Origin of the sequence: Microbacterium sp. Be9, from assembly GCF_011754135.1 — a bacterium.
Classification (GTDB): domain Bacteria; phylum Actinomycetota; class Actinomycetes; order Actinomycetales; family Microbacteriaceae; genus Microbacterium; species Microbacterium maritypicum_A.
Window position 1 is genome coordinate 1,069,737 of the sequence record NZ_WNWT01000006.1, and the last position, 23,375, is coordinate 1,093,111.

Sequence of the window (23,375 nt, forward strand, 5' to 3'; positions counted from 1 at the left end):
TGGTCGCGATTAGGCTGAGTGCATGCCCCAGACCGTTCCCGCCCCTTTTCCCTGGGCGGATGTGTGGGGGCAGGATGCCGCCGTCGACACTCTCCGCGCCGCGGCATCCGATCCTTCCGCGCTCTCGCACGCCTGGTTGATCACGGGCCCGCCGGGGTCTGGGCGCTCCACCCTCGCGTACGCGTTCGCCGCGGCGTTGATCGCCGACCGACCTGACGACGAGAATGCGATGCGGCAGGTGCTCGCCGGTACTCACCCCGACGTCACAGCACTGCGTACCGACAAGGTCATCATCACGATCGCCGAAGCGCGCAGTCTGGTCGAACGCTCGTACTTCGCGCCCTCTGCGGGGCGCTATCGGGTCATCGTGGTCGAAGACGCCGACCGTATGGTCGAGCGCACCTCCAACGTGCTCCTGAAGGCGCTCGAAGAGCCGCCGGAACAGACGGTGTGGATCCTGTGCGCGCCGAGCGAGGCCGATCTGCTCCCCACGATCCGATCGCGCGTGCGGTCGTTGCGGTTGCGGGAACCCGATGTCGCCGATGTCGCCCGGCTCATCGGTCTTCGCACGGGCGTCGATGCGGGCGTCGCAGAGCAGGCGGCACGGCACGCCCAGCGCCACATCGGCATGGCTCAGCGACTGGCCACCGACGATGCGGCTCGGCGTCGGCGAGACGAGACCCTCCGCTCCGTCCTCGGCGTCAGGGGAGTCGGCGATGCCGTCGAGGTCGCCGGGCGCATCATCCAGGCGGCGACGGAGGATGCGAAGGCGCTCACGGCCGAACGCGACGCTCAGGAGCGCGCTTCGCTGCTGCGTACCATCGGCATCGCCGAGGGGCAGGCGGTGCCGCCGGCGCTGCGCACGCAGCTCTCCGCACTCGAAGACGATCAGAAGAAGCGGGCCACGCGGAGCCTCCGCGACGGGATCGACCGTGTTCTCACCGATCTGCAGTCGCTGTTCCGCGATGTCGTGATGGTGCAGTTCGGACAGGGCGACGACCTCATCAACAGCGAGTTGCGCACCGAGCTGTCCGACCTCGCTTCCGCCTGGTCCGAGACCCGTACTCTTGTCGTACTTGACCACCTTGCCGAGACGCGGCAGTCGTTGGAGCGCAATGTCGCTCCTCTGCTCGCCCTGGAAAGCTTGCTCGTGACGATCACGAGCGGGAGGAAACCGTGAACAATCGATCGACTTCCCGCTGGCGTCGAGCCGCCGCGATCATCGCAGGGCTCGCAGCCGCATCCGTCGCACTCTCGGGGTGCCTGTACGCGATGATTCCCGAACAGTCCTCGCGGCCGGCGACGTCCAGCGAACCCGACACCGAGGGCGTCGCGGAGGATCTGCTGCCCTTCTACTCGCAGGATCTCACCTGGACCGAGTGCGGCGTCGGCTTCGACTGCACCGACGTGACGGCCCCTCTCGACTGGGAGGACCCGGGCAAGGGTGAGATCACCCTCTCGGTGGTCCGGCACCGTGCCGAGGGCACTCCCGTCGGTTCGCTGCTGACGAATCCGGGCGGCCCCGGGGCCAGCGGCGTCGACCTGATCCTCAACAGCCTCGACTTCGCGGTCGGAGCCGACCTCATCGAGAACTTCGATGTGATCGGCTTCGATCCGCGCGGAGTCGGTGACTCGACCGCGGTGAAGTGCTACGACGCCACGCAGATGGACGACTACCTCTACGGCATTCCTTCCGCTGCCCGTGGGACGGCCGAGTGGGAGGCCGAGCTGCTCGACTCCCACAAGGCCTTCGCCGAGGCGTGTGATGCGAACAGCAACGGCATCCTGCCCTACATCACGACCGTCAACGCGGCCCGAGACATGGACCTGATCCGGGCGGTGCTGGGCGACAAGCAGCTGAACTACCTCGGCTACTCGTACGGCACGTTCCTCGGTGCGACCTACGCGAAGCTGTACCCCGAGAAGGCAGGCCGCCTGGTGCTCGACGGCGCCATCGATCCGGCCGTCCCCGGGCTCGAGGTCGGGGCGACCCAGGCGCTCGGATTCGAATCCGCGTTGCGCGCCTACATGCAGGACTGCCTCGACTCGGGGGAATGCCCGTTCAACGGCACCGTGGACGAGGCGATGGCCGATCTGGGCGCACTGCTGGCGAGCGTCGACAGCACGCCTCTGAAAAGCGGAGACGGCCGCATGCTGGGTGCCGACTCGCTGATGACGGCCATCATCGCCGCGCTCTACTCGCAGGACAGCTGGGGCTACCTCACGCAGGCGCTCGACGAGGCTCTTCAGGGCGACCCGACCTCGGCACTGTTCCTCGCCGACTTCTACAACGGCCGAGAGAACGGCACCTACACCGACAACTCCGCCGAGGCGTTCCGTGCCTACAACTGCATGGACTACCCGGTGGAAGACGACCCGGCCGCGGAAGCGGCGACGAACGCGAAGATCGCCGAGGGCGCCCCGACGATCGCGCCGTACTGGACGGGCCCCGACTCCTGCGCGGTCTGGCCCTACCCGCCCACGGGCACGCGGGGTGAGATCAAGGCCGAAGGCGCCGGTCCGATCCTCGTGATCGGCACCACGAACGACCCGGCCACCCCCTACGAGTGGTCGGAGTCGCTCGCGAAGCAGCTCGAAGAAGGCATCCTCATCACGCGCGTCGGCGAGGGCCACACCGGCTACAACAAGGGCAACGCCTGCGTCGATGATGCGGTCGAGGCGTTCCTGCTCGACGACGTCGTGCCGGAAGACGGTCTCCGCTGCGAGTGATCGCGGTCTCGATTCGCGAGTGAGCGCGAGACAGGGTAATATCGGTGATCGCGCCGCTCACGCGTCGCACGCCGCTTTAGCTCAGTCGGCAGAGCATTTCACTCGTAATGAAAAGGTCGTCAGTTCGATTCTGACAAGCGGCTCCGAAGGCCCCGTGATGCGAAGAACATCACGGGGCCTTTCCCGTTCCGCACCGCGTACCCTCGAAGCATGAGCAGAGCGCTTCTCATCGTCGATGTGCAGAATGACTTCACCGAAGACGGCGCCCTCGCCGTCGCGGGCGGCGATGCGGTGGCCGCAGCCGTCACGGCATTCCTCGCCGCCCACACGGGCGACTACGCGGTGATCATCGCCTCGAGGGATTGGCACGATGCCGACGGCAACAACGGCGGACACTTCGCCGACGCCCCCGACTACGTCGACTCCTGGCCTGTGCATTGCGTCGCGGGGACCACGGGGGCGGCGTACGACCCGCTGCTCGCGACCGATGCCGTGACGCACCACGTCCTCAAAGGGCAGGGGAGACCGGCGTACTCGATGTTCGAGGGGCAGACAGAGGCCGGGGAGACGGTCGGTGCGATCCTGACCGCAGCAGGTGTGCTCAGCGCGGACGTGGTAGGCCTCGCGACAGATCACTGCGTCAGGGCGAGCGCCCTCGACGCCATCGCGCACGGCGTGCGGGTCCGCATCCTCACCGACCTCGTCGCCGGTGTCGCCGCGGAGACCAGTGATGCCGCACTCGCCGAACTCGTCCACGCGGGGGCGGAGCTGGTCGAGAGCGCCGACGCGTGAGCCGCAGCGTCCTGCTCCTGCGGGCGGTCAACGTCAGCGGCCGCAACAGGGTGCCGATGGCGCGCCTCCGCGAGCTGCTCACGGCAGAGACCGAGCTGAACGACGTCTCCACCTACATCGCGAGCGGCAACATCATCTGCGGGACACCGGAGCATCCGGCTGCCACGTGTGCGGCCGTCCGCGTGGCCATCCACGAAGAGTTCGGCGTCGACACCCCGGTCATCCACCGCACTCATGCGCAGCTGGTCTCCTCGGAATCCGCACAGCCGTTCCCCGGAGGCGAGGTGAAGTCCGTGCACGCGATGTTCCTGGAGGGTGCGCCCTCGGGCGGCGCGATCGAGGCGTTGCAGCAGCGTCTCCGCGACACCGAGCGGATCGCGCTGATCGGTGACGACCTGTGGATCGATTACGGTGCGGGCGGCGTGCACTCCACGAAGCTCACCGGGACGGTGCTCGATCGCGCGCTCGGAGTGGCCGGAACGGCGCGTAACCTGCGGACGACGCGCACGCTCATCGAACTGACGGCGTGACACCGCTCAGCTCGCCGCTCAGCGCTGCCGGAGGCATCTGCGAATGCGCCTGCACGTCGACCCGGTGCGTGTCACAGGCGGTGCACCGCACGTAGAGCACGACGCCCTCGCTCGTCGGATGCCGGGACTCCACGAGCCAGGCATGCTCGTGCGTCTCGGCGGCGGGACGGACGCGGGGGATCGGAAGCGTGTTCAGTGAGGTCATGCTTCCAGCGTGATGTAATGGTCTTATGCATCTCAACCCTTACGGCGAGTACGCGGTGCTGCTCGCCGCGTCGCTGGCCAACGACTGGCCGGAGACCCGCGCAGGGATCGAGGAGCGCACCCTGGAGCTCGGGATGACGCAGACGTTCCCGCCCGCCGCCGACGACCACGAGAAGGTCAGAGCCGTCATCGACGACTGGCTGGCGATCGTGGATGAACCCGACCCCGACGCGCGGGCGGTGCTGCTCAACGCACAACTCGCCGCCGCAGCCGCCTATCCGAGATTGACCAACCACGACGGCGAGGGGTGGCACCTGCACTACCGCGACGACGTCCCGTCCCTGCCCTACGTGCTCCGGGCGATCATCAGCCTCGGCACGTCGCTGCACCTTGTCACCCGGGGAATGAGCCGGCTCGGCCGATGCCAGGCCACGCCGTGCACGAACGTCGTCGCGGACGTGACCCGCAACGGCCGCCAGCGCTTCTGCTCCGTGCGCTGCGCGAACCGTGCGGCCGTGCGTCGGCACCGTGCGCGAGCCTGAGCCTGAGCCTGACCGTCAGGCGGTCTGTCCGGCGTGCTTCCCTTCGCCGATCTCCTCGACGAGCTTCGCGTTGAAAGCCGGCAGGTCGTCGGGAGTGCGGCTGGAGACCAGGCCCTCATCGACCACCACCTCCTCATCCACCCACGTCGCTCCGGCGTTGCGCAGATCGGTGGTCAGGCTCGGATAGCTGGTGAGCGTGCGTCCGTCGACGACACCGGCTCCGATCAGGATCCACGCACCGTGGCAGATCACGCCTACCGGCTTGTGCTGCTCGAAGAATGCTCGTGCCAGGTCGATCGAAGCCTTGTCCATGCGCAGGTGATCGGCGTTGACGACGCCGCCGGGGAGTACCAGCGCGTCGAAATCGTCCGCACTGGTCTCGGTTGCGCGCAGATCGACGGCTTGCTCATGGCCGTTCTTGCCGGTGATGGCAGCGCCGTCCGGAGCGATCAAGGTCGCGCTCGCGCCTTCTGCCGTCACGGCATCCCAGGGACTCGTGAGCTCACTGTCTTCGAATCCGTCTGTCGCGAGGAATGCCACGCGGCTGCCGCTGAGAGTCATCGTCCGTCCTTTCCTGGAGAGTCGTCCGCCATTCGGGGACGACTCGACGATCTCCCGGATCGGGGGAGGAGGGAAGGGGGTGGCCGAGGTGATGAGCCGGTGATAAGGGGGAACGGTCTTCCACGGAGCGCTCGTCACAGGTGCGCGAGTCCCGGCAGTACGATCCAGATATGCGCGTCCGTCCTGCACTCGTCCTCCTCCCGGTACTCATCCTGCTCGCGGGGTGTGCCCCCGAGCCGGCGTCGAGCCCTTCGCCCTCCGCATCGAGGACCTCTTCACCCACGCCCACCCCGACCCCCTCGGCGATCGAGACCACGGAACCGCCGGCGACGGGAACGGAGTTCACCACGACTGCGCTCGTCGATCTCTGCACCGAGAGGACCCGAGCTCTCGCACCGGATGCCACGTATTTCGGAGACATGGCGACCACCGAATGGCTCGCGTCGTCGTCGCTCTGGTTCGTGGTCATCCCCAAGTCGCTCGACGGTGCGGACAGCGTCGCGGTGTGCGGCATCGGGGGAAGCCAGGAAGCGCCGGTCTTCGCTCTCGAAGGGGAGTCGCTGCCGGACGGTGTGGCCGACATCCGAGCGGAGCTGTTGTCGGGCGCCCCCGGCGGCGAGTCCTGAGAGGCCGCCGGGAGGCGACCTGCGGTGGGCCCCGTGGGGCTCGAACCCACGACCCGCGGATTAAAAGTCCGATGCTCTGCCAACTGAGCTAGAGGCCCCTCGTCAAAGTCTAGTGCGCACGACGAGGGGCCGTCGGCGACACAGCACCGCCGACGGCCCCTTTTCCCTCTCGGGATCCTCCCCCTGCTTCCGAGAGGGCGTGTGCCGGGCGTCCTCCCACCCGGCGATCCCTGGCTCAGGAAGCCGGGGGCATCAGAACCGTGTCGATGAGGTACACGGTCGCGTTCGCGGTCTTGACTCCACCGCAGATCACCTTGGCGTCGTTGACCATCAGGTCGTCACCGCTGCCCGTGACCTCGAGCTCGGCGCCCTGCACGGTCTTGTGCATGCCGTCGATGTCGGCCGGGTCGATCTGGCCGGGAACCACGTGGTACGTCAGGATCGAGCTCAGCGTGGCGCTGTCGGTCTTGAGGGCCTCGATGGTGGCCGGGTCGATCTTCGCGAACGCGTCGTCGACCGGTGCGAAGACCGTGAACTCGCTGCCGTTCAGGGTGTCGACGAGGTCGACGTCGGGGTTGAGCTGTCCGCTCACCGCCGAGACCAGCGTGGTCAGCAGCGGGTTGTTCGAGGCCGCGACCGCGACCGGGTCCTGCGACATTCCCTCGACGGAACCCGCGCCGTCCGGCACAGCGTCGGCGTACGCCGCGCAGCCGGGGCCGACCAGGTTGGCTGCCGGGTCCATCTCCATCGGCGTCGACTCCGACGTCTCCGGTGCCTTCGGCTCGGAAGACGAGTCCGAGGTGCTGCCGCTGCCCATGGAACAGGCGGAGAGCAGGAACGCGCTCGCCAGGCCGAGGGTGATTGCCGCGGTGACCTTCTTCTTGGTGCTGAACATGTCGAGCTCCTTCAGAAAACTGAGCCACGGCCTCTCCGTGGCGTCGAGTGCTGTTCGGAGCCCATTCGGGATCGGATGGGAAGAATCTCAGAAATCTTGGGAACAGCTCCGACGACGGCGCCGGAGCGCACGATTCGCGAGGTCGATTCCTTCACATTCGGGTGACGTCTGCACGTGATCGGGGAGGAGATGCGGCATGCTTATGGGGATGGTCATCGATGGGTTCGACGTTCCCGAGGACGGAGCGACGCAGGATGCTGTCGCCGACCTCCTCGTCCGCGTCGCCTCCGGTGATCAGGCTGCCTTCGCCACGCTCTATGACACGCTGTCCTCCCGCGTGTTCGGCCTCATCCTCCGCGTCCTTATCAATCGCGCGCAGAGCGAAGAGGTGCTCCAGGAGGTTTTTCTCGAGATCTGGCAATCCGCTTCCCGCTTCGCTCCGAACAGAGGTCAGGGACGAGCGTGGGTCATGACGATCGCTCATCGCCGGGCCGTCGACCGAGTGCGGGCATCGCAATCGAGCGCGGACCGGGACGTACGAGCAGGATTCAAGGACATCGGCGTCGCGCACGACAGTGTGGCGGAGCAGGTCGAATTGGGGATCGAGGGAGGGAAGGTCGTCGAGGCGCTTTCGGGGCTTCCGGAAGCTCAGCGCGAAGCACTCGTCCTCGCGTATTACGGCGGTTACAGTCAGAACGAGATCGCGGCCCTCGTGGGGGCGCCGCTGGGGACAATCAAGACACGGATGCGAGACGGACTCAGCCGTCTGCGTACGGCGATGGGGGTGACGGCATGAACGAGAAGGACTTCGAGCAACTCGCGGCAGGTGCCGCGCTGCACTCGCTCTCCGCTGACGACGAGCGTCGATACCGTTCAGCCCTCGCGGAGCACCCGGAATGGGAGGACACGGTGGATGCGGATATCGCGACGGCCGCGTCGCTCGCAGACCCTGTCGAGCCCGTCGCCGCTCCCGCACACATCCGATCCGCGCTGCTCGCGCAGATCGCGGACATGCCCCAGAACGGTGGATCGCGGACCGACACCGACGTCTCGTCATCGCACGAGGAACGTCCCACAGTCGTCGACGTGTCACACACCGAGCCTCAGCCCGAGCCGAAGAAGCAGCGTCGCTGGACCCGCACCGTCTTCGCCCTGGCGGCGTGCCTCGCCGTGCTGGTGGGCGTCGGCATCGGCGCGGTCGCCCTCAATCAGCAGCTGAACCCGCCCGCGAGTGTCATCGCGCTGCAGGAGATCGAAGCAGCCGACGACGCCCAGCAGGCGACGGTGACGCTCGACGACGGAGGAAGCGCGACAGCGCACTGGTCGGCTTCCACCGGCAAGGCCGTGCTCGTGGCCGACGGTCTCCCGAGTGCGGGTGAAGGCCAGACGTATGAGCTGTGGTTCGTGCGCGGTGACGCTCCCGTCTCCGCCGGAGTGTTCGATGTGGACGGTGGTGACGCCACCGCCCTCCTCGCCGGTGATATGCAGGCGGGTGACGCGATCGCGGTGACCGTGGAGCAGGCCGGCGGATCTCCGTCGGGCCAGCCGACGACCGATCCGGTGATCGTCATCCCCACGGCGTGAGCCGCACTGATCGCGCGTACCCTGGAGGGATGCCCGAGCAGTATCATCGCCCCGTGCGCCGCCCGACGAGCGCCTTCGACAACATCGTCGGCGCACACGACCCCGCCGAGGAGACGCGTATCGCGCATGCCACGGCATCCGCTCTGCTGACCCGCGTCCGCGCCGACGAGAGCGGAGCGAGCGCCGAAAGACTCGTCGCCTTCACCGCCGAACACGGAATCGACGAGATCGCGGAGCTGTGGTCGAAAGCACCCTCACGGACTCTCCCCGGCGCCCTGTGGCGCCTCTACGTGCTGCAGCTCGCGATCCACGGCGACCCGCAGACCGCGGCCCTCCTGTACGACCGCGGGCGCGTTGAATTGCCGTCGGCGGATGCGGCGATCGCCGGTGCGCCGGTGCCGGCGAGTCCGGACGAGCTGGTCGCTCTGATCGACACGATCCTACGGGGGGCATTCCGTGGCGACTTCGCCGTGGCGCTCGACCGCGCCGCGGCCTTCTGCCGAGTGCAGGCCTCCGGGGCGACGCACACGGCTGACGACTACGAACCGACCGAGCCCGCACGATCCAGCGAACTGACCACGCGAGCGTTGCGACTGAGCAGTTACGGACAGGATCTGGCCGCAGCCGCCGTGCTGTGGCGGATGGATGCGCTCGCCTGACGAGCATCGGGTGGCCCGATGGGAAGGCGATCCGGATGAGCGAAACCGCTCCGGGCAAGAATAGACCGGGCCGCAAGAACGCCTCTCGGCGGAAGGCCGCTCGCAGCGGCAAAAATTGGAGCCCGGGGTTATGCGGCCCGGCCACTCCATTGTAACGCGATGCGGCGGACGGTATTCCCGCCCTCTAGGCTCGAATCATGACCGGGCGCTTCGCACTCATGATCGATCCCGTCGCCGCCGACGAACAGCGCAGCGACTTCTCCGAGACCTTCACGCAGGTGGACGCCGCCGCCCCCGCGCTCAGTGTGGGGGAGCTGAGCACACAGCGCGGTGACGGGGTGTTCGAGTCGATCGGCGTGATCGACGGGCACGCGCAGGAGGTCGTCCCGCACCTGGAACGCCTCGCCCACTCGGCACGGCTGTGCGACCTTCCGGTCCCGAATCTCATGCAATGGCGGCAGGCGGTCGATCAGGCGGCTGCACAGCTCGGAGCGGGCGAGTCCGTCATCAAGCTCATCCTCAGCCGCGGAGTCGAGCACGGGCCCACTCCGACGGCATGGGTGACCGCGGCTCCGGCCTCCGATTTCTCCGCCGTGCGAGAGCATGGTGTGCGCGTCGTGACGCTCGACCGCGGGTACGACCTGGGTGCAGCGGAGCGGGCTCCGTGGCTGCTGCTGGGAGCGAAGACGCTGTCGTACGCCGTGAACATGGCGGCCCTGCGCGAGGCGCACCGGCGTGGTGCGGACGATGCGATCTTCCTCTCGAGCGACGGCTTCGTGCTGGAGGCTCCGACGGCTTCCCTGATCCTCCGCTTCGGCGACCGTTTCGTGACGCCGGCTCCGACGGGTGGCATCCTGCACGGTACGACGCAGCTCAGCGTGTACGAGCACCTCGCCGCCCAGGGTTTCGACGTCGGGTACGACCGCATCCCGGCAACCGACCTTCCGCAGGCGGACGCCGCGTGGCTCGTGTCGAGCGTGCGCCTCGCCGCGGCGATCACCGCCGTCGATGGCGTCTCCCTTCCGGTCGACCGCACGCTCACGGCCGCGCTGAACCGCTACCTGCTCTCGCCGCGCGACTGATCCCACCTCACCCGCCCTCCCACGCACGCCCGCCTCGAGCCCATGCTCCGCTGCGGCTCGCGCACATCGGATCGTGCCTCCGTGAGAGGCCGCATGCACCCAGGCCTCCGCGGTGTCGGGGAGCGCATAGACGCCCTGGCGAGGTCGCAGCGCTTCGCCGGAACGCACCGCACGAACGACGCGACGGCGTGTCAACAGGTGACACGCCGTCGGCGACTCAAGTGATCTGGGTTTTGGCGAAGAAGCAGCAGGGGTGCAGCAGCAGGGACCCAGCGCTCAACCGAAGCGGCCGGAGACGTAGTCCTCGGTGGCCTGCACCGACGGTGTCGTGAAGATCGAGGTCGTGTCGTCGTATTCGATCAGCTTTCCGGGCTTGCCGGTGCCCGCGATGTTGAAGAACGCGGTCTTGTCCGACACGCGGCTCGCCTGCTGCATGTTGTGCGTCACGATCACGATCGTGAACTCGTTCTTCAGCTCGCCGATCAGCTCCTCGATCGCGTACGTCGAGATGGGGTCGAGAGCCGAGCAGGGCTCGTCCATCAGCAGCACCTGCGGCGAGACGGCGATCGCACGGGCGATGCACAGACGCTGCTGCTGACCGCCGGAGAGGCCGGAACCGGGCTTGTCGAGGCGGTCCTTGACCTCGTTCCACAGATTCGCACCGGTGAGCGACTTCTCGACCAGGGCATCCTGATCGCTCTTCGACATGCGGCTGTTGTTGAGCTTCACGCCGGCGAGGACGTTCTCCTTGATCGACATCGTGGGGAACGGATTCGGACGCTGGAAGACCATGCCCACCTGGCGCCGGACGAGCACCGGGTCGATGCCGGGGCCGTAGAGGTCCTTGCCGTCGAGCAGCACCTCGCCCTCGACGCGGGCACCGGGGATGACCTCGTGCATGCGGTTGAGCGTGCGCAGGAAGGTGGACTTGCCGCAGCCGGAGGGGCCGATGAACGCGGTGACGCTGCGCGGCTGGATGTCGAGGGAGACGCCCTCCACGGCGAGGAAGTCGCCGTAGTAGACGTTCAGGTCGTTGACTTCAATGCTCTTGGACACTGCAGTTCCTTGCTTGTCGGGTCGAGGCTCAGCGGCCGGTCTTGGGTGCGAAGATCTTCGCGACGAGGCGCGCGATCAGGTTGAGCAGCATGACGATGATGATGAGCGTCAGGGCTGCGGCCCAGGCCCGCTCCACGTATGCCTCAGCGGGGATGCCCTGGTACGCGTACTGCGAGTACGTGAACACCGGGAGCGTCTGCATGCGTCCGCTGAACAGGTTGTAGTTCATCGCGTCGGTGAAGCCGGCCGTCAGCAGCAGGGGCGCGGTCTCTCCGATCACGCGCGAGATGGCGAGCATGACACCCGTGGTGATGCCGGCGATCGAGGTCGGGAGGACCACCTTGACGATCGTGAGCCATTTCGGCACCCCGAGCGCGTACGACGCTTCGCGCAGCTCGTTCGGCACCAGTCGCAGCATCTCCTCGGTGGAGCGCACGACGACGGGGATCATGAGCACGGCCAACGCGACCGAGCCCGCGATGCCCATGCGCACGCCGGGTCCGAAGATCAGCGCGAAGACGGCGTAGGCGAACAGACCGGCGACGATCGACGGGATTCCCGTCATGACATCGACGAGGAAGGTGATGGTGCGGGCCATCCGGCCGCCCTTGCCGTATTCGACGAGGTAGACGGCCGTCATCAGACCGATCGGGATCGAGATGATCGCGGCGGCGAGGGTGACCAGGAGCGTGCCGATGATGGCGTGCAGGGCGCCGCCGCCTTCACCGAGCACTCCGCGCATCGATGACGAGAAGAACAGTCCGTCGAAACGGGCGACGCCGTTGGCGACCACGGTGATCGCGACGGACACCAGCGGCACCATCGCGATGGCGAACGCCGAGGTCACGATTCCGGTGATCAGGCGGTCCAGCGCCTTCCTGGAGCCTTCGATGATGCGCGACATCACGTAGATGAGCACCAGGTAGATGACCGCGCCGAGAACGACGGAGCCGGCGATGTTGAGGTCGGATCCGCTGGCGAGGGCCTCGAGAGCGAAGGGCGTGAAGCCGATGAGGAGGGAGAGGGCGAGGAGCGCCCACGGCGACCAGCGGGGGAGGTGTCCCGAGCTGAGCGACAGCTGGGTGGGGGCCGCGCTCGCCGTGCGAGACGATTCAGGGGCGGTAACGGTCATGTCAGTTCGCTCCCGAGAATTCCTTGCGGCGGTTCACGAACCAGCGTGCGAGAGCGTTCACCGCGAACGTCACGACGAACAGGATCAGACCGGTCGCGATGAGGATGTTGATGTTGACCTGGTACGCCTCGGGGAACGTCAGCGCGATGTTCGCTGCGATCGTGGAGGGGTTCGTGGAGGTGAGCAGTTCGAAGGTGACGGCCTTGCTCACCGAGAGCACCATCGCGACGGCCATGGTCTCGCCGAGCGCACGGCCGAGGCCGAGCATGGAGGCGGAGACGATGCCGGAACGGCCGAAGGGAAGAACGGCCATCCGCACCATCTCCCAGCGGGTGGCGCCGAGGGCGAGGGCGGCCTCCTCGTGAAGGCGAGGGGTCTGCAGGAAGATCTCGCGGCAGATGGCCGTGATGATCGGGACGACCATGACGGCGAGCACCATCGCGGCGGTCAGGATCGTCCGTCCGGTGGGGGAGACGACGCCGTCGAAGAACGGGATCCAGGAGGCGTTCGTGTTCAGCCAGACGTAGATGGGCTGCACAGCGGGAGCCAGGACGAGGATTCCCCAGAGGCCGAACACGACCGAGGGGACGGCGGCCAGCAGGTCGACCACGTAGCCCAGGCCCTGAGCGAGCCGCCGCGGTGCGTAGTGCGTGATGAACAGGGCGACGCCGAGCGAGAGCGGCACGGCGAGCAGGAGGGCCAGGAAGGCGGCCCAGACCGTGCCGAACAGGAGTGGGCCGACGTAGTCCCAGAAGTTCGTCTTGAGGAGCGAGGCATCCTCGGCTGTCGCGGTGAAGGCCGGAATGGACTGCACGATGAGGAAGATCGCGACCGCGGCCAGCGTGATCATGATCATGGATCCGGCGGCGACCGCCGTTCCGGAGAACCAGAGGTCACCGGCGCGCTTCTTCGCGACGATGCGCGTCGACGCCGGCGAGGTCGTGGCTGTCATGGGAGCTGCTTCCTGCTCAGTGGAGATCGGGTGTCTGACGCGAGCAGACGGTCTCCGGGATGCCGCGCGGCATCCCGGAGACCGTCACTGGCTCACTTGATGAGGTCGATCGCAGCCTGAGCCTGCGTGCGCAGGTCGTCCGAGATCGGGGCGCTGCCGGCGTTGGTCGCGGCGGCGTCCTGGCCCTCGGCGCTGATCGCGGTGGTGAAGAACGCCTTGGTCAGCGCGGCGACGTTCTCGTCCTCGTACTCGGCGCAGCCGATGAGGTAGCTGACGAGGAGCACGGGGTACGCGCCGTCGGCGGTGGTGGTGCGGTCGATCGCGAAGGCGAGGTCGCCGTCGGTGCGGCCTTCCTCGATCTTCGAGGCGTCGAGCGTGGCGGCGGCACCTTCGGCCGAGTGCGGCACGAACTTGTCGCCGACCTTGACGTTGACCGACGCGAAGTCGGCGGCCTGCGAGGAGTCGATGTAGCCGATGAGGCCCTGTCCACCCTTGACGGCGTTGGCGACGCCCGAGGTCTTCTCGGCGGACTCTCCGGCGAGGTCGGCCGGCCACTCCTCGACGCTGCCCGCGGTCCACACGTCGCCGGCGGTCTGCGCCAGGTAGTCGGTGAAGTTGCCCGTGGTGCCCGACTTGTCGGAGCGGTGGACGGGCGTGATGGCGAGATCGGGGAGCTTGGCGTCGGGGTTGTCCTTGGCGATCGCCGGGTCGTTCCAGTTGGTGATCTTGCCGGCGAAGATCGACGCGATGGTCTCGGGGTCGAGGTTCAGCTCGTCCACGCCGTCGAGCGAGAAGACGATGGCGATCGGCGAGATGTATGCGGGGATCTCGATGAGGTCGGAGCCGTCGACGCACGCGCCGAAGCCGCCGGCCGAGATCTCGTCGGTCTTGAACGCGCGGTCCGAGCCGGCGAAGTTGACCGCGCCCTGCTGGAAGGACTCGCGGCCACCGCCCGAGCCCTGCGGGTCGTACTCGACCTGGGCGTCGGGGTTGGTCTTCTGGAACTCGGCGGTCCATGCCTGGATGGCGACCTGCTGCGAGGAGGCGCCCGCGCCGACCAGGGAACCGCTGACGGCGGCGGTGCTGGAGGTGGGCTCGTCGGTGGAACCGGTGCCTGCTTCGTTCGCGGCACAGCCGGCGAGTGCGAGGGCGGCGACGGCGCCGATGGCGCCGATTCGTGCGATTCGGGAGATCTTCACTGTGGATCCTTCGATCTGGAATGGGTGGGGCCCGGTGCAGGGCACACAGTGACGCTATGGGCGACGGTTAACGAGACTCTCCCGAGCAGGTGAACGGCAGGTGAACGACGGGCGACTCTCTGGGGTGCTCCCGCGAGAAATCAGGGGACGTCAGACCTTGGGGATGTGCGTCTCGATCGCGATGATCCCGGATCCGGGGTTCGTGGCCGACAGATGCACGACCGAGAACGCGGCCGGCTCGAGGTCTGCGGCACTGCTGAGATACGACCCCTGGATGGTGCCTGTGGCCAGGGCGATCTCGGAGAGCAGACCCGGAAGCACCGGCCCGTGGCTGCACAGCACTGCAGGCTTGCCGGCGCGGATGCGGCGACCGATGACCGCGCGCAGATCGGACTCGCCGTCCTCCCAAGCGTCCTGGCTGATCTTCTCCGTCTTCACGGGCTTGCGATCGAGTGCGCGAGCGAGAGGAGTGATCGTCTCCACGCACCGCACCGCGTCGCTCGTCACGATCCTGCGCACGCCGAAAGCGCGCAGCGGTCCCACGATCGACTTCGCCTGCTTCCGTCCGCGGTCGGTGAGTGGCCGTGAGGCATCCGACCCGTCCCACTCCGAGCGGGGCGTCGCCTTCGCATGCCGCAGGGCGATCACCGGGAAGGTGCGCAGCACACCGTCGTCGACGAGGTTGGAGAAGAAGTCGAGGATCTCGAGGTCGACGGGGTAGCTCAGGCGCGCTCTCGCCTTCTTCACGCTCACCCACTCGAGCGCAGCGATCTCCCGGTTGGGAACGAACGTCGACTCCCGGATCGCGGCGTCGGTCGCCTCTGCGGCCCAGTAGTGCACGACCTTCTGCTTCTGCGACGCCAGGTGATAGCGGCTCACACCGACCGAGACCCCGAGCGAGACCCGGATGCCGGTCTCCTCCTGCACCTCGCGCACGGCTGTCTCGGCGAGCATCTCCCCAGGATCGACCTTGCCCTTGGGAAGCGTGATGTCGCGGTACTTGGTGCGGTGGATCAGCAGGATGCGCAGCTTGCCCTCGACGAGGCGCCACACCACGGCTCCCGCCGCGTACACGGCCTTGTCCGTCCACTTCGAGTTCGTCGTGGTGCCGACCGGGAGCTGCAGTTGCCGCGTGTTCATCGGACCGCCCGCGCGCGACGGCGCCGCTGGATCAAGCCCATGGTCTTATCCTGCAGGTCGATCAGGGGCTTGCCCTCCGCGTCGACGGCGTGGCGCTCCCAGACCCCTCCTGCACCGAGATGCCACGAGGTCGTGCCGGCATCCATCGCCAGGTCGAAGAACGTTCCGAGTTCCTTGAGGTGGGCGGGGTCGGTGACGCGCACCAGGGCCTCCACGCGGCGGTCGAGGTTGCGGTGCATCATGTCGGCACTGCCGATGTACACCTGAGGATCGCCGCCGTTCTCGAAGGCGAAGATGCGCGAGTGCTCCAGGTATCGACCGAGGATGCTGCGCACCGTGATGTTGTCGCTGATCCCGTCGAGGTCGGTGCGGAGACTGCAGATACCGCGCACCCAGACGTCGACCTTCACACCCGCCGCGCTCGCACGGTAGAGCGCGTCGATGATCTCCTCGTCCACCATCGAGTTCACCTTGATGCGGATGTGCGCGGGAATCCCCGCCTCGGCGTTCTTCCGCTCGGCATCGATCTGGCGGACCAGGCCCTTGCGCAGGTGCAGGGGCGCGACCAGGAGGCGCTTGAACTTCTTCTCGATCGCGTAGCCGCTGAGCTCGTTGAAGAGTCGTGTCAGGTCCTTGCCGACCTGCGCGTCGGCGGTGAACAACCCGAAGTCCTCGTAGATACGGCTGGTCTTCGGGTTGTAGTTTCCGGTGCCGACATGGGAGTAGTGCTGCAGCTTGCCGTCTTCCTCGCGGATGACGAGCGCGAGTTTGCAGTGGGTCTTGAGCCCGACGAGGCCGTAGACCACGTGCACGCCGGCCTTCTCGAGCTTGCGCGCCCAGACGATGTTGTTCGCCTCGTCGAAGCGGGCCTTCACCTCGACGAGGGCCAGCACCTGCTTGCCCGCCTCCGCCGCGTCGATGAGCGCCTGCACGATGGGGCTGTCGCCGGAGGTGCGGTAGAGGGTCTGCTTGATGGCGAGCACGTGCGGGTCACGGGCCGCCTGCTCGAGGAACGCCTGCACGCTCGTGGTGAACGACTCGTACGGGTGGTGCACCAGCACGTCCGACTTGCGGATCGCCTTGAAGATGTCCGCCCGGTTGCTCGATCCCGCGGGCTGGAAGGCCACGGCGGTGGTCGGCAGGTGCGGCGGATACCGCAGGTCGGGGCGATCGATGCGGGACAGGTCGAACAGACCGCGCAGGTCGAGCGGCCCGGGAAGCCGGTAGACCTCGAGGTCGGTGATGTCGAGTTCGCGGACCAGCAGGTCCATCGTGACATCATCCATGTCGTCGGTGATCTCGAGACGGATCGGCGGACCGAAACGTCGACGCAGCAGCTCGGCCTCGAGTGCCTGGATGAGGTTCTCGCTCTCGTCCTCCTCGATCTCCACGTCCTCGTTGCGCGTCAGACGGAACGCGTGGTGGTCGAGCACCTCCATGCCGGGGAACAGATCGCCCAGATGATTGGCGATGAGCTCCTCCAAGCGCAGGAAGCGCTTGATCTCGCCGCCTCCCGGAACCTCGACGAAGCGCGGGAGCATGGGGGGCACCTTGAGCCGAGCGAACTCCTGCCGTCCGGTGCGGGCGTTGCGGATGCGGATCGCGAGGTTCAGCGACAGCCCCGAGATGTAGGGGAACGGATGCGCCGGATCCACGGCGAGCGGCATCAGCACAGGGAAGACCTGGGCTCCGAAGTACTCCGACAGCGCGGAGCGCTCGCCGTCCGTGAGCTCGGACCACTCGGTGATCTCCACGCCGGATTCGGCCAGAGCCGGACGCACGAGCGAGGTCCAGGCATCCGCGTGCCGCAGCTGCAGGGCATGCGCCTCGCGCGAGATGTCGGCGAGCGCGTCGACGGGGGAGCGGCCGATGTTCGTGGGCACCGCGAGACCGGTCATGATGCGGCGCTTGAGGCCCGCGACGCGCACCATGAAGAACTCGTCGAGGTTGCTCGCGAAGATCGCCAGGAAGTTGGCACGTTCGAGTTCGGGAAGCGAGGGATCCTCGGCGAGCTCGAGCACGCGCTGGTTGAAGGCGAGCCAGCTGAGCTCGCGATCCAGGTAGCGGTGGTCCGGGAGCTGGGAGTCGTAGGACTCGATGGCGTCGAAGTCGTCGTCTTCGGCGTCACCCAGCCCGGCGTCGGCGAGTGCGGGATCGATCATGGGGTACATCTAAGCACCGAGAGGTGACGCCCGTGTGAACGGAGTCGATCGTCAGCCCGCGCTGGCGAGGCCCTCATCCTCGTTGACGTTGAAGCGGTAGCCGACGTTGCGCACGGTGCCGATGATCTGCTCCTGGTCGCCGAGCTTCGCCCTGAGCCGTCGCACATGCACGTCGACCGTGCGGGTGCCCCCGAAATAGTCGTACCCCCAGACCTCGCTGAGCAACTGCTCGCGGGTGAACACGCGAGCGGGGTGCGTCGCCAGGAAGTGCAGAAGCTGGAACTCCTTGTAGGTGAGATCCAGAGGCCTGCCGCGCAGTTTGGCGGAGTAGGACTGCTCATCGATCGTGACGCCGGATGCCTGCACGCGCGCGGGCTCGGCGACCTCGTCGCGTCGGGCGAGGGCGAGACGGAGTCGGGCGTCGATCTCCGCGGGCCCCGCCGTGGAGAGCAGGACATCGTCGATGCCCCAGTCTCCCGACAGCGCGCTCATCCCGCCTTCCGTGACGACGAGGAGCAGCGGCGCATCCTGCCCGGCGGTTCGCAGCAGGCGGCACAGCGACTTCGCGGCGACCAGGTCGTGACGGCCATCGACGATCACGACGTCGTACTCGGGGGCGTTGACCAGTTGCGAGGGCTCTGCGGGTATCTGGCGCGCGCGGTGGCTCAGCAGCTCGAGCGCGGGGAGCACCTGCTCGGAGAGCGGAGCGTTGGTCAGAACCAGCACCTGGGCCACGCGCACTCCTCACAGACGCGGATCGACGTCGTGCCGCCATGATACCGGGAGCGATGCGCAACAATGGAGACATGACGGATCCCGCACTCGCACCGCGCAACGCGTTCGTCGGTGTGCTCGTCGTCTGGGCCACCGCGTTCCTCGCCACCGTCGCCATCGGCATCTTCGTGCCGGAGGAATGGCGCGTGTCCTGGCTGCTGGTCGGGTTCGGCGGCGTCGTGCTCCAGTCCTTCGCCGTGCAGCTCTGGTACGGGCGCACGCAGGGTTTCATCTTCCGGGTGGCGGGGAGCGTGATCGGCGGTCTGCTGCTGATGGGCATCATCTCGGTCGGATTCGGTCTCGCAGCGCTGATCCCGTCCTGACACCGGCGCGGCGCGGTAAGGTGGAGCACATGGACCTCATGGCGCTCGAAATCTTCTTCATCGGCCTGCTGGGCCTCGCGAGCCTCGCTATCGTCTTCGTCTCGGCAGTGGTGCTGCGCAACCTCTTCCGCGGCCAGCGCTGACGCGACGATGCTCGAACTGCCCGTCGACCTTCCGGCCGATCTCGTCCCGTTCGCGTGGCTGATCGGCGTCTGGGAGGGAACAGGTGTCATCGACTACCCGGTGGGCGAAGATCGCCTGCAGGGCGAGTTCACGCACCGGGTCAGCTTCAGCCATGACGGGGGTCCGTTCCTGAACTACTCCGGCACGGCCACGTTCCTCACGGAAGAGGGCGCCCCCGCCGCGGCGTTGCTGGCCGAGACAGGCTTCTGGCGTCTGGCGCGCCCGGCCACGGCCGCGGATCCCGGTCCCGCGCTGCTGCCTCCGACCGCGCCCGCCGTCGCACGCACGGTCGACGACGTGGAGGAGCTGCGCGCGCCGAGCGGCGGATTCCCCATCGAGGTCTCGCTCGCGCACGCCGACGGCGCCCTCGAGTTGTACATCGGCGAGATCAACGGTCCGCGCATCGACATCGGCTCGGACGCCGTCGTGCGCAGTGCCGGTGCGAAGGTGCACACGGCGTCTTCGCGCATGTACGGCCTCGTCGACGGTCACCTGCTGTGGGCCTGGGACATCGCCGCCCTCGGCACCCCGCTGCGCTCCCATGCGTCGGCTCGACTGGCCAAGGTCTGAGATGTCCGTCTTCGGCGGGATCGACGGTGCCGTCGCCGACGGCGATCTGATCGCGCACTTCGGCGATGCGTTCCGTGAGCAGCGGCGTCTCGCCGACGGCGCGGCCCTCGCGCCCCTCGGCGACCGCACCGTGATCGAGGTCGCGGGTCCCGAACGGCTGAGCTGGCTCGATTCGATCACCTCGCAGGCCGTCGGACGGCTCGCCCCCGGAGAAAGCACCGAGCTTCTGGTTCTCGACCCGCAGGGCCGGGTGGAACACGCGGCCGGCGTCATCGACGACGGTGCATCCACATGGCTCATCGCGGATGCGGGAGACGCCGAGGCGCTCGCCGGCTGGCTGACGCGCATGAAGTTCCGCACCCAGGCCACCGTCGACATCCGCGCCGACCTCGTGCCGGTCGGGTTCATCGACGGCGGTGTCGTCGCTGCGGCGGCCACCGCCGCCGCAGCCTCGCCGCACGGCATCGCTCTCGTCTGGGCCGACCCGTGGCAGCGGATCAGCGTCGGCGGACACCAGTACTCCGAGGTCATCGAGCATCCGGCGGCCGACTATGCGTGGCGGGTGGCGATCCTGTCCGCGGACGGGGCTGAGGCCCTCGCCGCGTCCCTCGATCGGGAGGCGCTCGCCGGTCTCCTCGCTGCCGAGGCACTGCGCGTGGCTGCCTGGCGCCCGCGCTGGACGACAGAGGTCGACGAGCGTTCGTTGCCGCACGAGTCCGACTGGATCCGCAGCGCGGTGCACCTGAACAAGGGCTGCTACCGCGGACAGGAGACGGTCGCGAAGGTGCACAATCTCGGTCACCCGCCCCGCCGTCTGGCCGCCCTCCACCTCGATGGCAGCGATGCGGTGCTTCCCGAGCCGGGCGCGCCGGTGTACGCCGGCGACGACGAGGTCGGGCACCTGACCTCGGTCGCGCGTCACCACGAAGACGGTCCCATCGCTCTCGCGATCCTGTCGCGGCGCGCGCCAGTCGGGGATCTGGTGGTGCGCGCGGAGGGCATCGACATCGCCGCCTCCCAGCAGGTGATCGTGCCGGCCGATGCGGGGGCCACCGCAGACATCCCGCGCCTCACCCGTCTGTCTCGCCGACCCACGGCACCGGACCCGCGCGATTCCGTCTCCGGCGCCGGAAGCTGAACTCAGGCGGGGAGCGGAGCGACCGCGGACCAGGGCAGCGTGAGCTCGCCCAGGCGCCACCGAGTGCGTCCGCCGAGCACAGGCCATCCCTGGTCCCGGAGTGCGCCCACGGCGGCGAGGAAGCGCTGCGTGGCGCCGAACGTCGAAAGCGGAGCCGCACGGTCCCACCCCCGATCGAGATCGCCGAGCAGGGAATGGATGCGCTCGCCCGGGACGTTGCGGTGGATCAGCGCCTTCGGCAGACGCTCGGCGACGATGCTCGGGCGCTCCAGATCGGCGAGACGCAGGGAGATCGTGAAGCGTAGCGGCGCAGCGTGCGCATCCACGTCGATCCAGCTCGACACCCGGCCGATCTCGTCACAGGTCCCCTCGAACAGCAGGCCGTCAGGGGCCAGGCGGGAAGCCATCAGGGACCAGGCATCCGCGACGTCCTGCTCGTCGTACTGCCGCAGCACGTTCATGGCGCGGATCACCGCGGCCGTGCGTCCCTCGGGGAGCGGAACCTCGAAGCCGCCGCGCGCGAAGGAGACGGGCAGATCGGGAGCGAACGGCGTTCGCCCCGCACGCACCTCGGCGAACTGGGAGTCGGCGGTCGCGACGCGCGCGGGGTCGATCTCCAGGCCGCGCACCTCGACGTCGTCGCGCGCCCGGACCAGGCGGGTCGCGAGCTCGAAGGCGGTGACGCCGCTGGCGCCGTAGCCGAGGTCGACGACCAGCGGATCGGATGCCCGCCGCAACGCGGCGCTCGCCGCGATCCAGCGATCGTTGCGTCGCAGTCGGTTGGTCCCCGTGGTGCCGCGGGTCGGCCGACCGAGGGGAGATGACGCCATGTCTCCATCCTCCCAGCATCCGAATCGGGTGCCGTGCCCCGGGCGGATAAACTGACGGCATGACTGCGACGCGCACCCTCATCCTGCTCCGCCACGGCCGGAGCGAGTGGAACGAACTGAACCTGTTCACCGGTTGGGTGGACGTCCGCCTCAACGCGCAGGGCGAGAAGGAGGCCCGCCGCGGTGGTGAGCTGCTGGCCGAGTCCGGCATCCTCCCCGACGTGCTGCACACCTCGCTGCTGAGCCGCGCCATCCAGACCGCGAACATCGCGCTCGATGCCGCCGACCGGCTGTGGATCCCGGTGACCCGCTCGTGGCGCCTCAACGAGCGCCACTACGGTGCGCTCCAGGGCAAGGACAAGGCGCAGACGCTCGAGGAGTTCGGTCCCGAGCAGTTCCAGCTGTGGCGCCGCTCGTTCGACGTGCCGCCGCCCGTGCTCGACGACGAGAGCGAGTTCAGCCAGGTGAACGACGTCCGCTACGCGGGGATCGATGGCGAAGTGCCGCGCACCGAGTCGCTCAAGCTCGTCATCGACCGTCTGCTGCCGTACTGGGAGAGCGCGATCGTCCCCGACCTCGAAGCCGGCAAGACCGTGCTCGTCACAGCGCACGGCAACTCGCTGCGTGGTCTCGTGAAGCACCTCGAGGGCATCAGCGACGACGACATCGCCGAGCTGAACATCCCGACCGGCATCCCGCTGGTCTACGAGCTGGACGAGAACAACGTCCCCACCGGACCCGGCCGTTACCTCGACCCCGAGGCCGCCGCCGCCGGCGCCGCCGCCGTCGCGGCGCAGGGCAAGAAGTAAGAGCTTCCGCTCGGAACGCCGAAGCCCCCGATGCGCACGCATCGGGGGCTTCGGCGTTTCTCGATGTGCGGGTCAGGCGTGGCCGAACTCCTGCTGGCCCAGCTCCTGCTGCTCGACGGCGAGGGGGATGTCCTCCTCCTCGACGGCCCAATCGCCCGTGGCGAGGTAGACGACCTTCTTCGCGACGGCCACCGCGTGGTCCGCGAAGCGCTCGTGGTAGCGGCTGGCGAGCGTGGCATCGACGGTCGCCGTGGCCTCGCCCTTCCAGTTGTCGCTGAGAACCTTCTCGAAGACGGTGGCGTGCAGCTCGTCGACGTCGTCGTCCGCGTTGCGGATGGCGTCGGCGAAGCGCAGGTCCTGGGTGCGCAGCAGCTCGGAGAGCGTGCGGGCGACCTCGACGTCGAGCTCGCCCATCTTCACGAAGGTGCCCTTGAGGCCCTTCGGGATGGCGCGCTCGGGGAAGCGGAGACGGGCGAGCTGGGCGATGTGCTCCGACATGTCGCCCATGCGCTCGAGCGAGGCGCTCACGCGCAGAGCCGTGACCACGATGCGCAGGTCGCGGGCGACCGGCTGCTGGCGGGCGAGGATCTCGATGGCCTGCTCGTCGAGGGCGACGGCCAGCTCGTCGATCTTCGCGTCGTCGGCGATGACCTCCTCGGCCAGGGCCACGTCGCTCGTCGCGAACGCCCTGGTGGCCTTGTCGATCGAGACCGTGACGAGGTCGGCGATCTCGACGAGACGATTCTGAAGGTCCTCGAGGGACTGGTGGAAGACTTCGCGCATGTTGGGGCGCAACCTTTCATTCGGATCTCGGCTGTGTCAGCGCGAGACGGCGGGTCGTCCGCACGAGAGCAGGTCTGTGCTCCCGCACAAGCCCGAAGCGATTGTCTGCTTCGAAGGTT

The 23,375-nt window shown here is 68.0% G+C and carries 26 protein-coding genes and 2 tRNA genes; 15 read left to right on the forward strand and 13 right to left on the reverse strand.

Annotated elements, in window-relative coordinates; all coding sequences use genetic code 11:
* The first annotated feature begins 22 nt into the window (after window positions 1-22).
* From GLO27_RS16125 to GLO27_RS16145, 5 genes are all read left to right on the forward strand, one after another.
* A complete protein-coding gene (locus GLO27_RS16125) occupies window positions 23-1,180 on the forward strand; it encodes a DNA polymerase III subunit delta' (RefSeq protein ID WP_136024972.1) in 1,158 nt (385 codons plus the stop codon).
* On the forward strand, window positions 1,177-2,730 hold the full coding sequence (locus tag GLO27_RS16130) for an alpha/beta hydrolase (protein ID WP_136024973.1): 1,554 nt from the start codon (window positions 1,177-1,179) through the stop codon (window positions 2,728-2,730). The genes GLO27_RS16125 and GLO27_RS16130 overlap by 4 nt, the downstream gene beginning before the upstream one ends.
* A 70-nt stretch (window positions 2,731-2,800) precedes the next feature.
* Window positions 2,801-2,873 (forward strand) — tRNA-Thr (locus tag GLO27_RS16135).
* Window positions 2,874-2,940: 67 nt separating this feature from the next.
* Window positions 2,941-3,522 (forward strand): isochorismatase family protein, encoded by a 582-nt coding sequence (locus GLO27_RS16140; protein ID WP_167255711.1) that lies wholly within the window; start codon window positions 2,941-2,943, stop codon window positions 3,520-3,522.
* Window positions 3,519-4,052 carry a DUF1697 domain-containing protein gene (locus tag GLO27_RS16145; RefSeq protein ID WP_167255713.1) on the forward strand — a complete coding sequence of 178 codons (534 nt, stop codon included), beginning with the start codon at window positions 3,519-3,521 and terminating at the stop codon, window positions 4,050-4,052. Before GLO27_RS16140 ends, GLO27_RS16145 begins: the two co-directional genes overlap by 4 nt.
* On the opposite strand, the gene GLO27_RS16150 is transcribed toward GLO27_RS16145, so the two are convergent.
* On the reverse strand, window positions 4,033-4,257 hold the full coding sequence (locus GLO27_RS16150) for a hypothetical protein (RefSeq protein WP_167255715.1): 225 nt from the start codon (window positions 4,255-4,257) through the stop codon (window positions 4,033-4,035). The genes GLO27_RS16145 and GLO27_RS16150 overlap by 20 nt on opposite strands.
* 25 nt (window positions 4,258-4,282) lie before the next feature.
* Between GLO27_RS16150 and GLO27_RS16155 the strand changes: the two genes are divergently transcribed.
* On the forward strand, window positions 4,283-4,798 hold the full coding sequence (locus GLO27_RS16155; RefSeq protein WP_029258700.1) for a CGNR zinc finger domain-containing protein: 516 nt from the start codon (window positions 4,283-4,285) through the stop codon (window positions 4,796-4,798).
* Window positions 4,799-4,813: 15 nt separating this feature from the next.
* On the opposite strand, the gene GLO27_RS16160 is transcribed toward GLO27_RS16155, so the two are convergent.
* On the reverse strand, window positions 4,814-5,359 hold the full coding sequence (locus GLO27_RS16160; protein WP_167255717.1) for a type 1 glutamine amidotransferase domain-containing protein: 546 nt from the start codon (window positions 5,357-5,359) through the stop codon (window positions 4,814-4,816).
* A gap of 170 nt (window positions 5,360-5,529) precedes the next feature.
* On the opposite strand from GLO27_RS16160, the gene GLO27_RS16165 reads away from it, so the two are divergent.
* Window positions 5,530-5,985 (forward strand): hypothetical protein, encoded by a 456-nt coding sequence (locus GLO27_RS16165; RefSeq protein ID WP_029267248.1) that lies wholly within the window; start codon window positions 5,530-5,532, stop codon window positions 5,983-5,985.
* Window positions 5,986-6,010: 25 nt separating this feature from the next.
* Here the strand turns inward: GLO27_RS16165 and GLO27_RS16170 are convergent.
* Together GLO27_RS16170 and GLO27_RS16175 are read right to left on the reverse strand one after the other, a co-directional pair.
* A tRNA-Lys gene (locus GLO27_RS16170) sits at window positions 6,011-6,083 on the reverse strand.
* 137 nt (window positions 6,084-6,220) lie between these two features.
* Window positions 6,221-6,880: a fasciclin domain-containing protein gene (locus tag GLO27_RS16175; RefSeq protein ID WP_021199109.1), complete on the reverse strand. Its 660-nt coding sequence runs from the start codon at window positions 6,878-6,880 to the stop codon at window positions 6,221-6,223.
* Window positions 6,881-7,076: 196 nt separating this feature from the next.
* Between GLO27_RS16175 and sigK the strand changes: the two genes are divergently transcribed.
* The 4 genes from sigK (at window position 7,077) to GLO27_RS16195 (ending at window position 10,205) form a co-directional block, all read left to right on the forward strand.
* Window positions 7,077-7,676 carry an ECF RNA polymerase sigma factor SigK gene (gene sigK / locus GLO27_RS16180; RefSeq protein ID WP_029258697.1) on the forward strand — a complete coding sequence of 200 codons (600 nt, stop codon included), beginning with the start codon at window positions 7,077-7,079 and terminating at the stop codon, window positions 7,674-7,676.
* Entirely contained in the window at window positions 7,673-8,464 is a 792-nt protein-coding gene (locus tag GLO27_RS16185; RefSeq protein WP_167255719.1) for an anti-sigma factor, read from the forward strand. Before sigK ends, GLO27_RS16185 begins: the two co-directional genes overlap by 4 nt.
* 29 nt (window positions 8,465-8,493) lie before the next feature.
* Complete coding sequence (locus GLO27_RS16190) at window positions 8,494-9,123, forward strand: DNA-directed RNA polymerase subunit beta (protein ID WP_167255722.1); 630 nt, start codon at window positions 8,494-8,496, stop codon at window positions 9,121-9,123.
* Between the two features lie 197 nt (window positions 9,124-9,320).
* The gene (locus tag GLO27_RS16195) at window positions 9,321-10,205 is read left to right on the forward strand and encodes an aminodeoxychorismate lyase (protein ID WP_021199105.1); all 885 of its coding nucleotides are present in this window, start codon (window positions 9,321-9,323) and stop codon (window positions 10,203-10,205) included.
* Window positions 10,206-10,481: 276 nt separating this feature from the next.
* On the opposite strand, the gene pstB is transcribed toward GLO27_RS16195, so the two are convergent.
* From pstB to GLO27_RS16230, 7 genes are all read right to left on the reverse strand, one after another.
* On the reverse strand, window positions 10,482-11,261 hold the full coding sequence (pstB, locus tag GLO27_RS16200) for a phosphate ABC transporter ATP-binding protein PstB (protein ID WP_017828973.1): 780 nt from the start codon (window positions 11,259-11,261) through the stop codon (window positions 10,482-10,484).
* A 28-nt stretch (window positions 11,262-11,289) separates the two neighbouring features.
* Window positions 11,290-12,393 carry a phosphate ABC transporter permease PstA gene (gene pstA, locus GLO27_RS16205; protein WP_029267231.1) on the reverse strand — a complete coding sequence of 368 codons (1,104 nt, stop codon included), beginning with the start codon at window positions 12,391-12,393 and terminating at the stop codon, window positions 11,290-11,292.
* Window position 12,394: 1 nt separating this feature from the next.
* Window positions 12,395-13,345, reverse strand: coding sequence for a phosphate ABC transporter permease subunit PstC (gene pstC, locus GLO27_RS16210; RefSeq protein WP_021199103.1), 951 nt, complete (start codon window positions 13,343-13,345; stop codon window positions 12,395-12,397).
* A 92-nt stretch (window positions 13,346-13,437) separates the two neighbouring features.
* Window positions 13,438-14,544 carry a phosphate ABC transporter substrate-binding protein PstS gene (pstS, locus tag GLO27_RS16215; protein WP_021199102.1) on the reverse strand — a complete coding sequence of 369 codons (1,107 nt, stop codon included), beginning with the start codon at window positions 14,542-14,544 and terminating at the stop codon, window positions 13,438-13,440.
* 150 nt (window positions 14,545-14,694) lie between these two features.
* A complete protein-coding gene (locus GLO27_RS16220; RefSeq protein WP_021199101.1) occupies window positions 14,695-15,684 on the reverse strand; it encodes an NUDIX hydrolase in 990 nt (329 codons plus the stop codon).
* The gene (locus GLO27_RS16225) at window positions 15,681-17,846 is read right to left on the reverse strand and encodes an RNA degradosome polyphosphate kinase (protein WP_029258690.1); all 2,166 of its coding nucleotides are present in this window, start codon (window positions 17,844-17,846) and stop codon (window positions 15,681-15,683) included. Before GLO27_RS16225 ends, GLO27_RS16220 begins: the two co-directional genes overlap by 4 nt.
* A gap of 51 nt (window positions 17,847-17,897) precedes the next feature.
* Window positions 17,898-18,581, reverse strand: coding sequence for a response regulator transcription factor (locus GLO27_RS16230; protein ID WP_021199099.1), 684 nt, complete (start codon window positions 18,579-18,581; stop codon window positions 17,898-17,900).
* Between the two features lie 71 nt (window positions 18,582-18,652).
* Between GLO27_RS16230 and GLO27_RS16235 the strand changes: the two genes are divergently transcribed.
* The 3 genes from GLO27_RS16235 to GLO27_RS16245 all read left to right on the forward strand — a co-directional run bounded on the left by GLO27_RS16235 (window position 18,653) and on the right by GLO27_RS16245 (window position 20,834).
* On the forward strand, window positions 18,653-18,943 hold the full coding sequence (locus GLO27_RS16235) for a hypothetical protein (RefSeq protein WP_167255724.1): 291 nt from the start codon (window positions 18,653-18,655) through the stop codon (window positions 18,941-18,943).
* A gap of 150 nt (window positions 18,944-19,093) precedes the next feature.
* Window positions 19,094-19,696: an FABP family protein gene (locus GLO27_RS16240; RefSeq protein WP_167255726.1), complete on the forward strand. Its 603-nt coding sequence runs from the start codon at window positions 19,094-19,096 to the stop codon at window positions 19,694-19,696.
* 1 nt (window position 19,697) lies between these two features.
* On the forward strand, window positions 19,698-20,834 hold the full coding sequence (locus GLO27_RS16245) for a folate-binding protein YgfZ (protein WP_167255728.1): 1,137 nt from the start codon (window positions 19,698-19,700) through the stop codon (window positions 20,832-20,834).
* 2 nt (window positions 20,835-20,836) lie between these two features.
* Here the strand turns inward: GLO27_RS16245 and GLO27_RS16250 are convergent, their stop codons facing one another.
* Entirely contained in the window at window positions 20,837-21,664 is an 828-nt protein-coding gene (locus tag GLO27_RS16250; protein WP_167255730.1) for a class I SAM-dependent methyltransferase, read from the reverse strand.
* Between the two features lie 59 nt (window positions 21,665-21,723).
* On the opposite strand from GLO27_RS16250, the gene GLO27_RS16255 reads away from it, so the two are divergent.
* A complete protein-coding gene (locus tag GLO27_RS16255) occupies window positions 21,724-22,473 on the forward strand; it encodes a phosphoglyceromutase (protein ID WP_021199094.1) in 750 nt (249 codons plus the stop codon).
* A gap of 72 nt (window positions 22,474-22,545) precedes the next feature.
* On the opposite strand, the gene phoU is transcribed toward GLO27_RS16255, so the two are convergent.
* On the reverse strand, window positions 22,546-23,256 hold the full coding sequence (gene phoU / locus GLO27_RS16260) for a phosphate signaling complex protein PhoU (protein ID WP_021199093.1): 711 nt from the start codon (window positions 23,254-23,256) through the stop codon (window positions 22,546-22,548).
* Window positions 23,257-23,375: the final 119 nt, after the last annotated feature.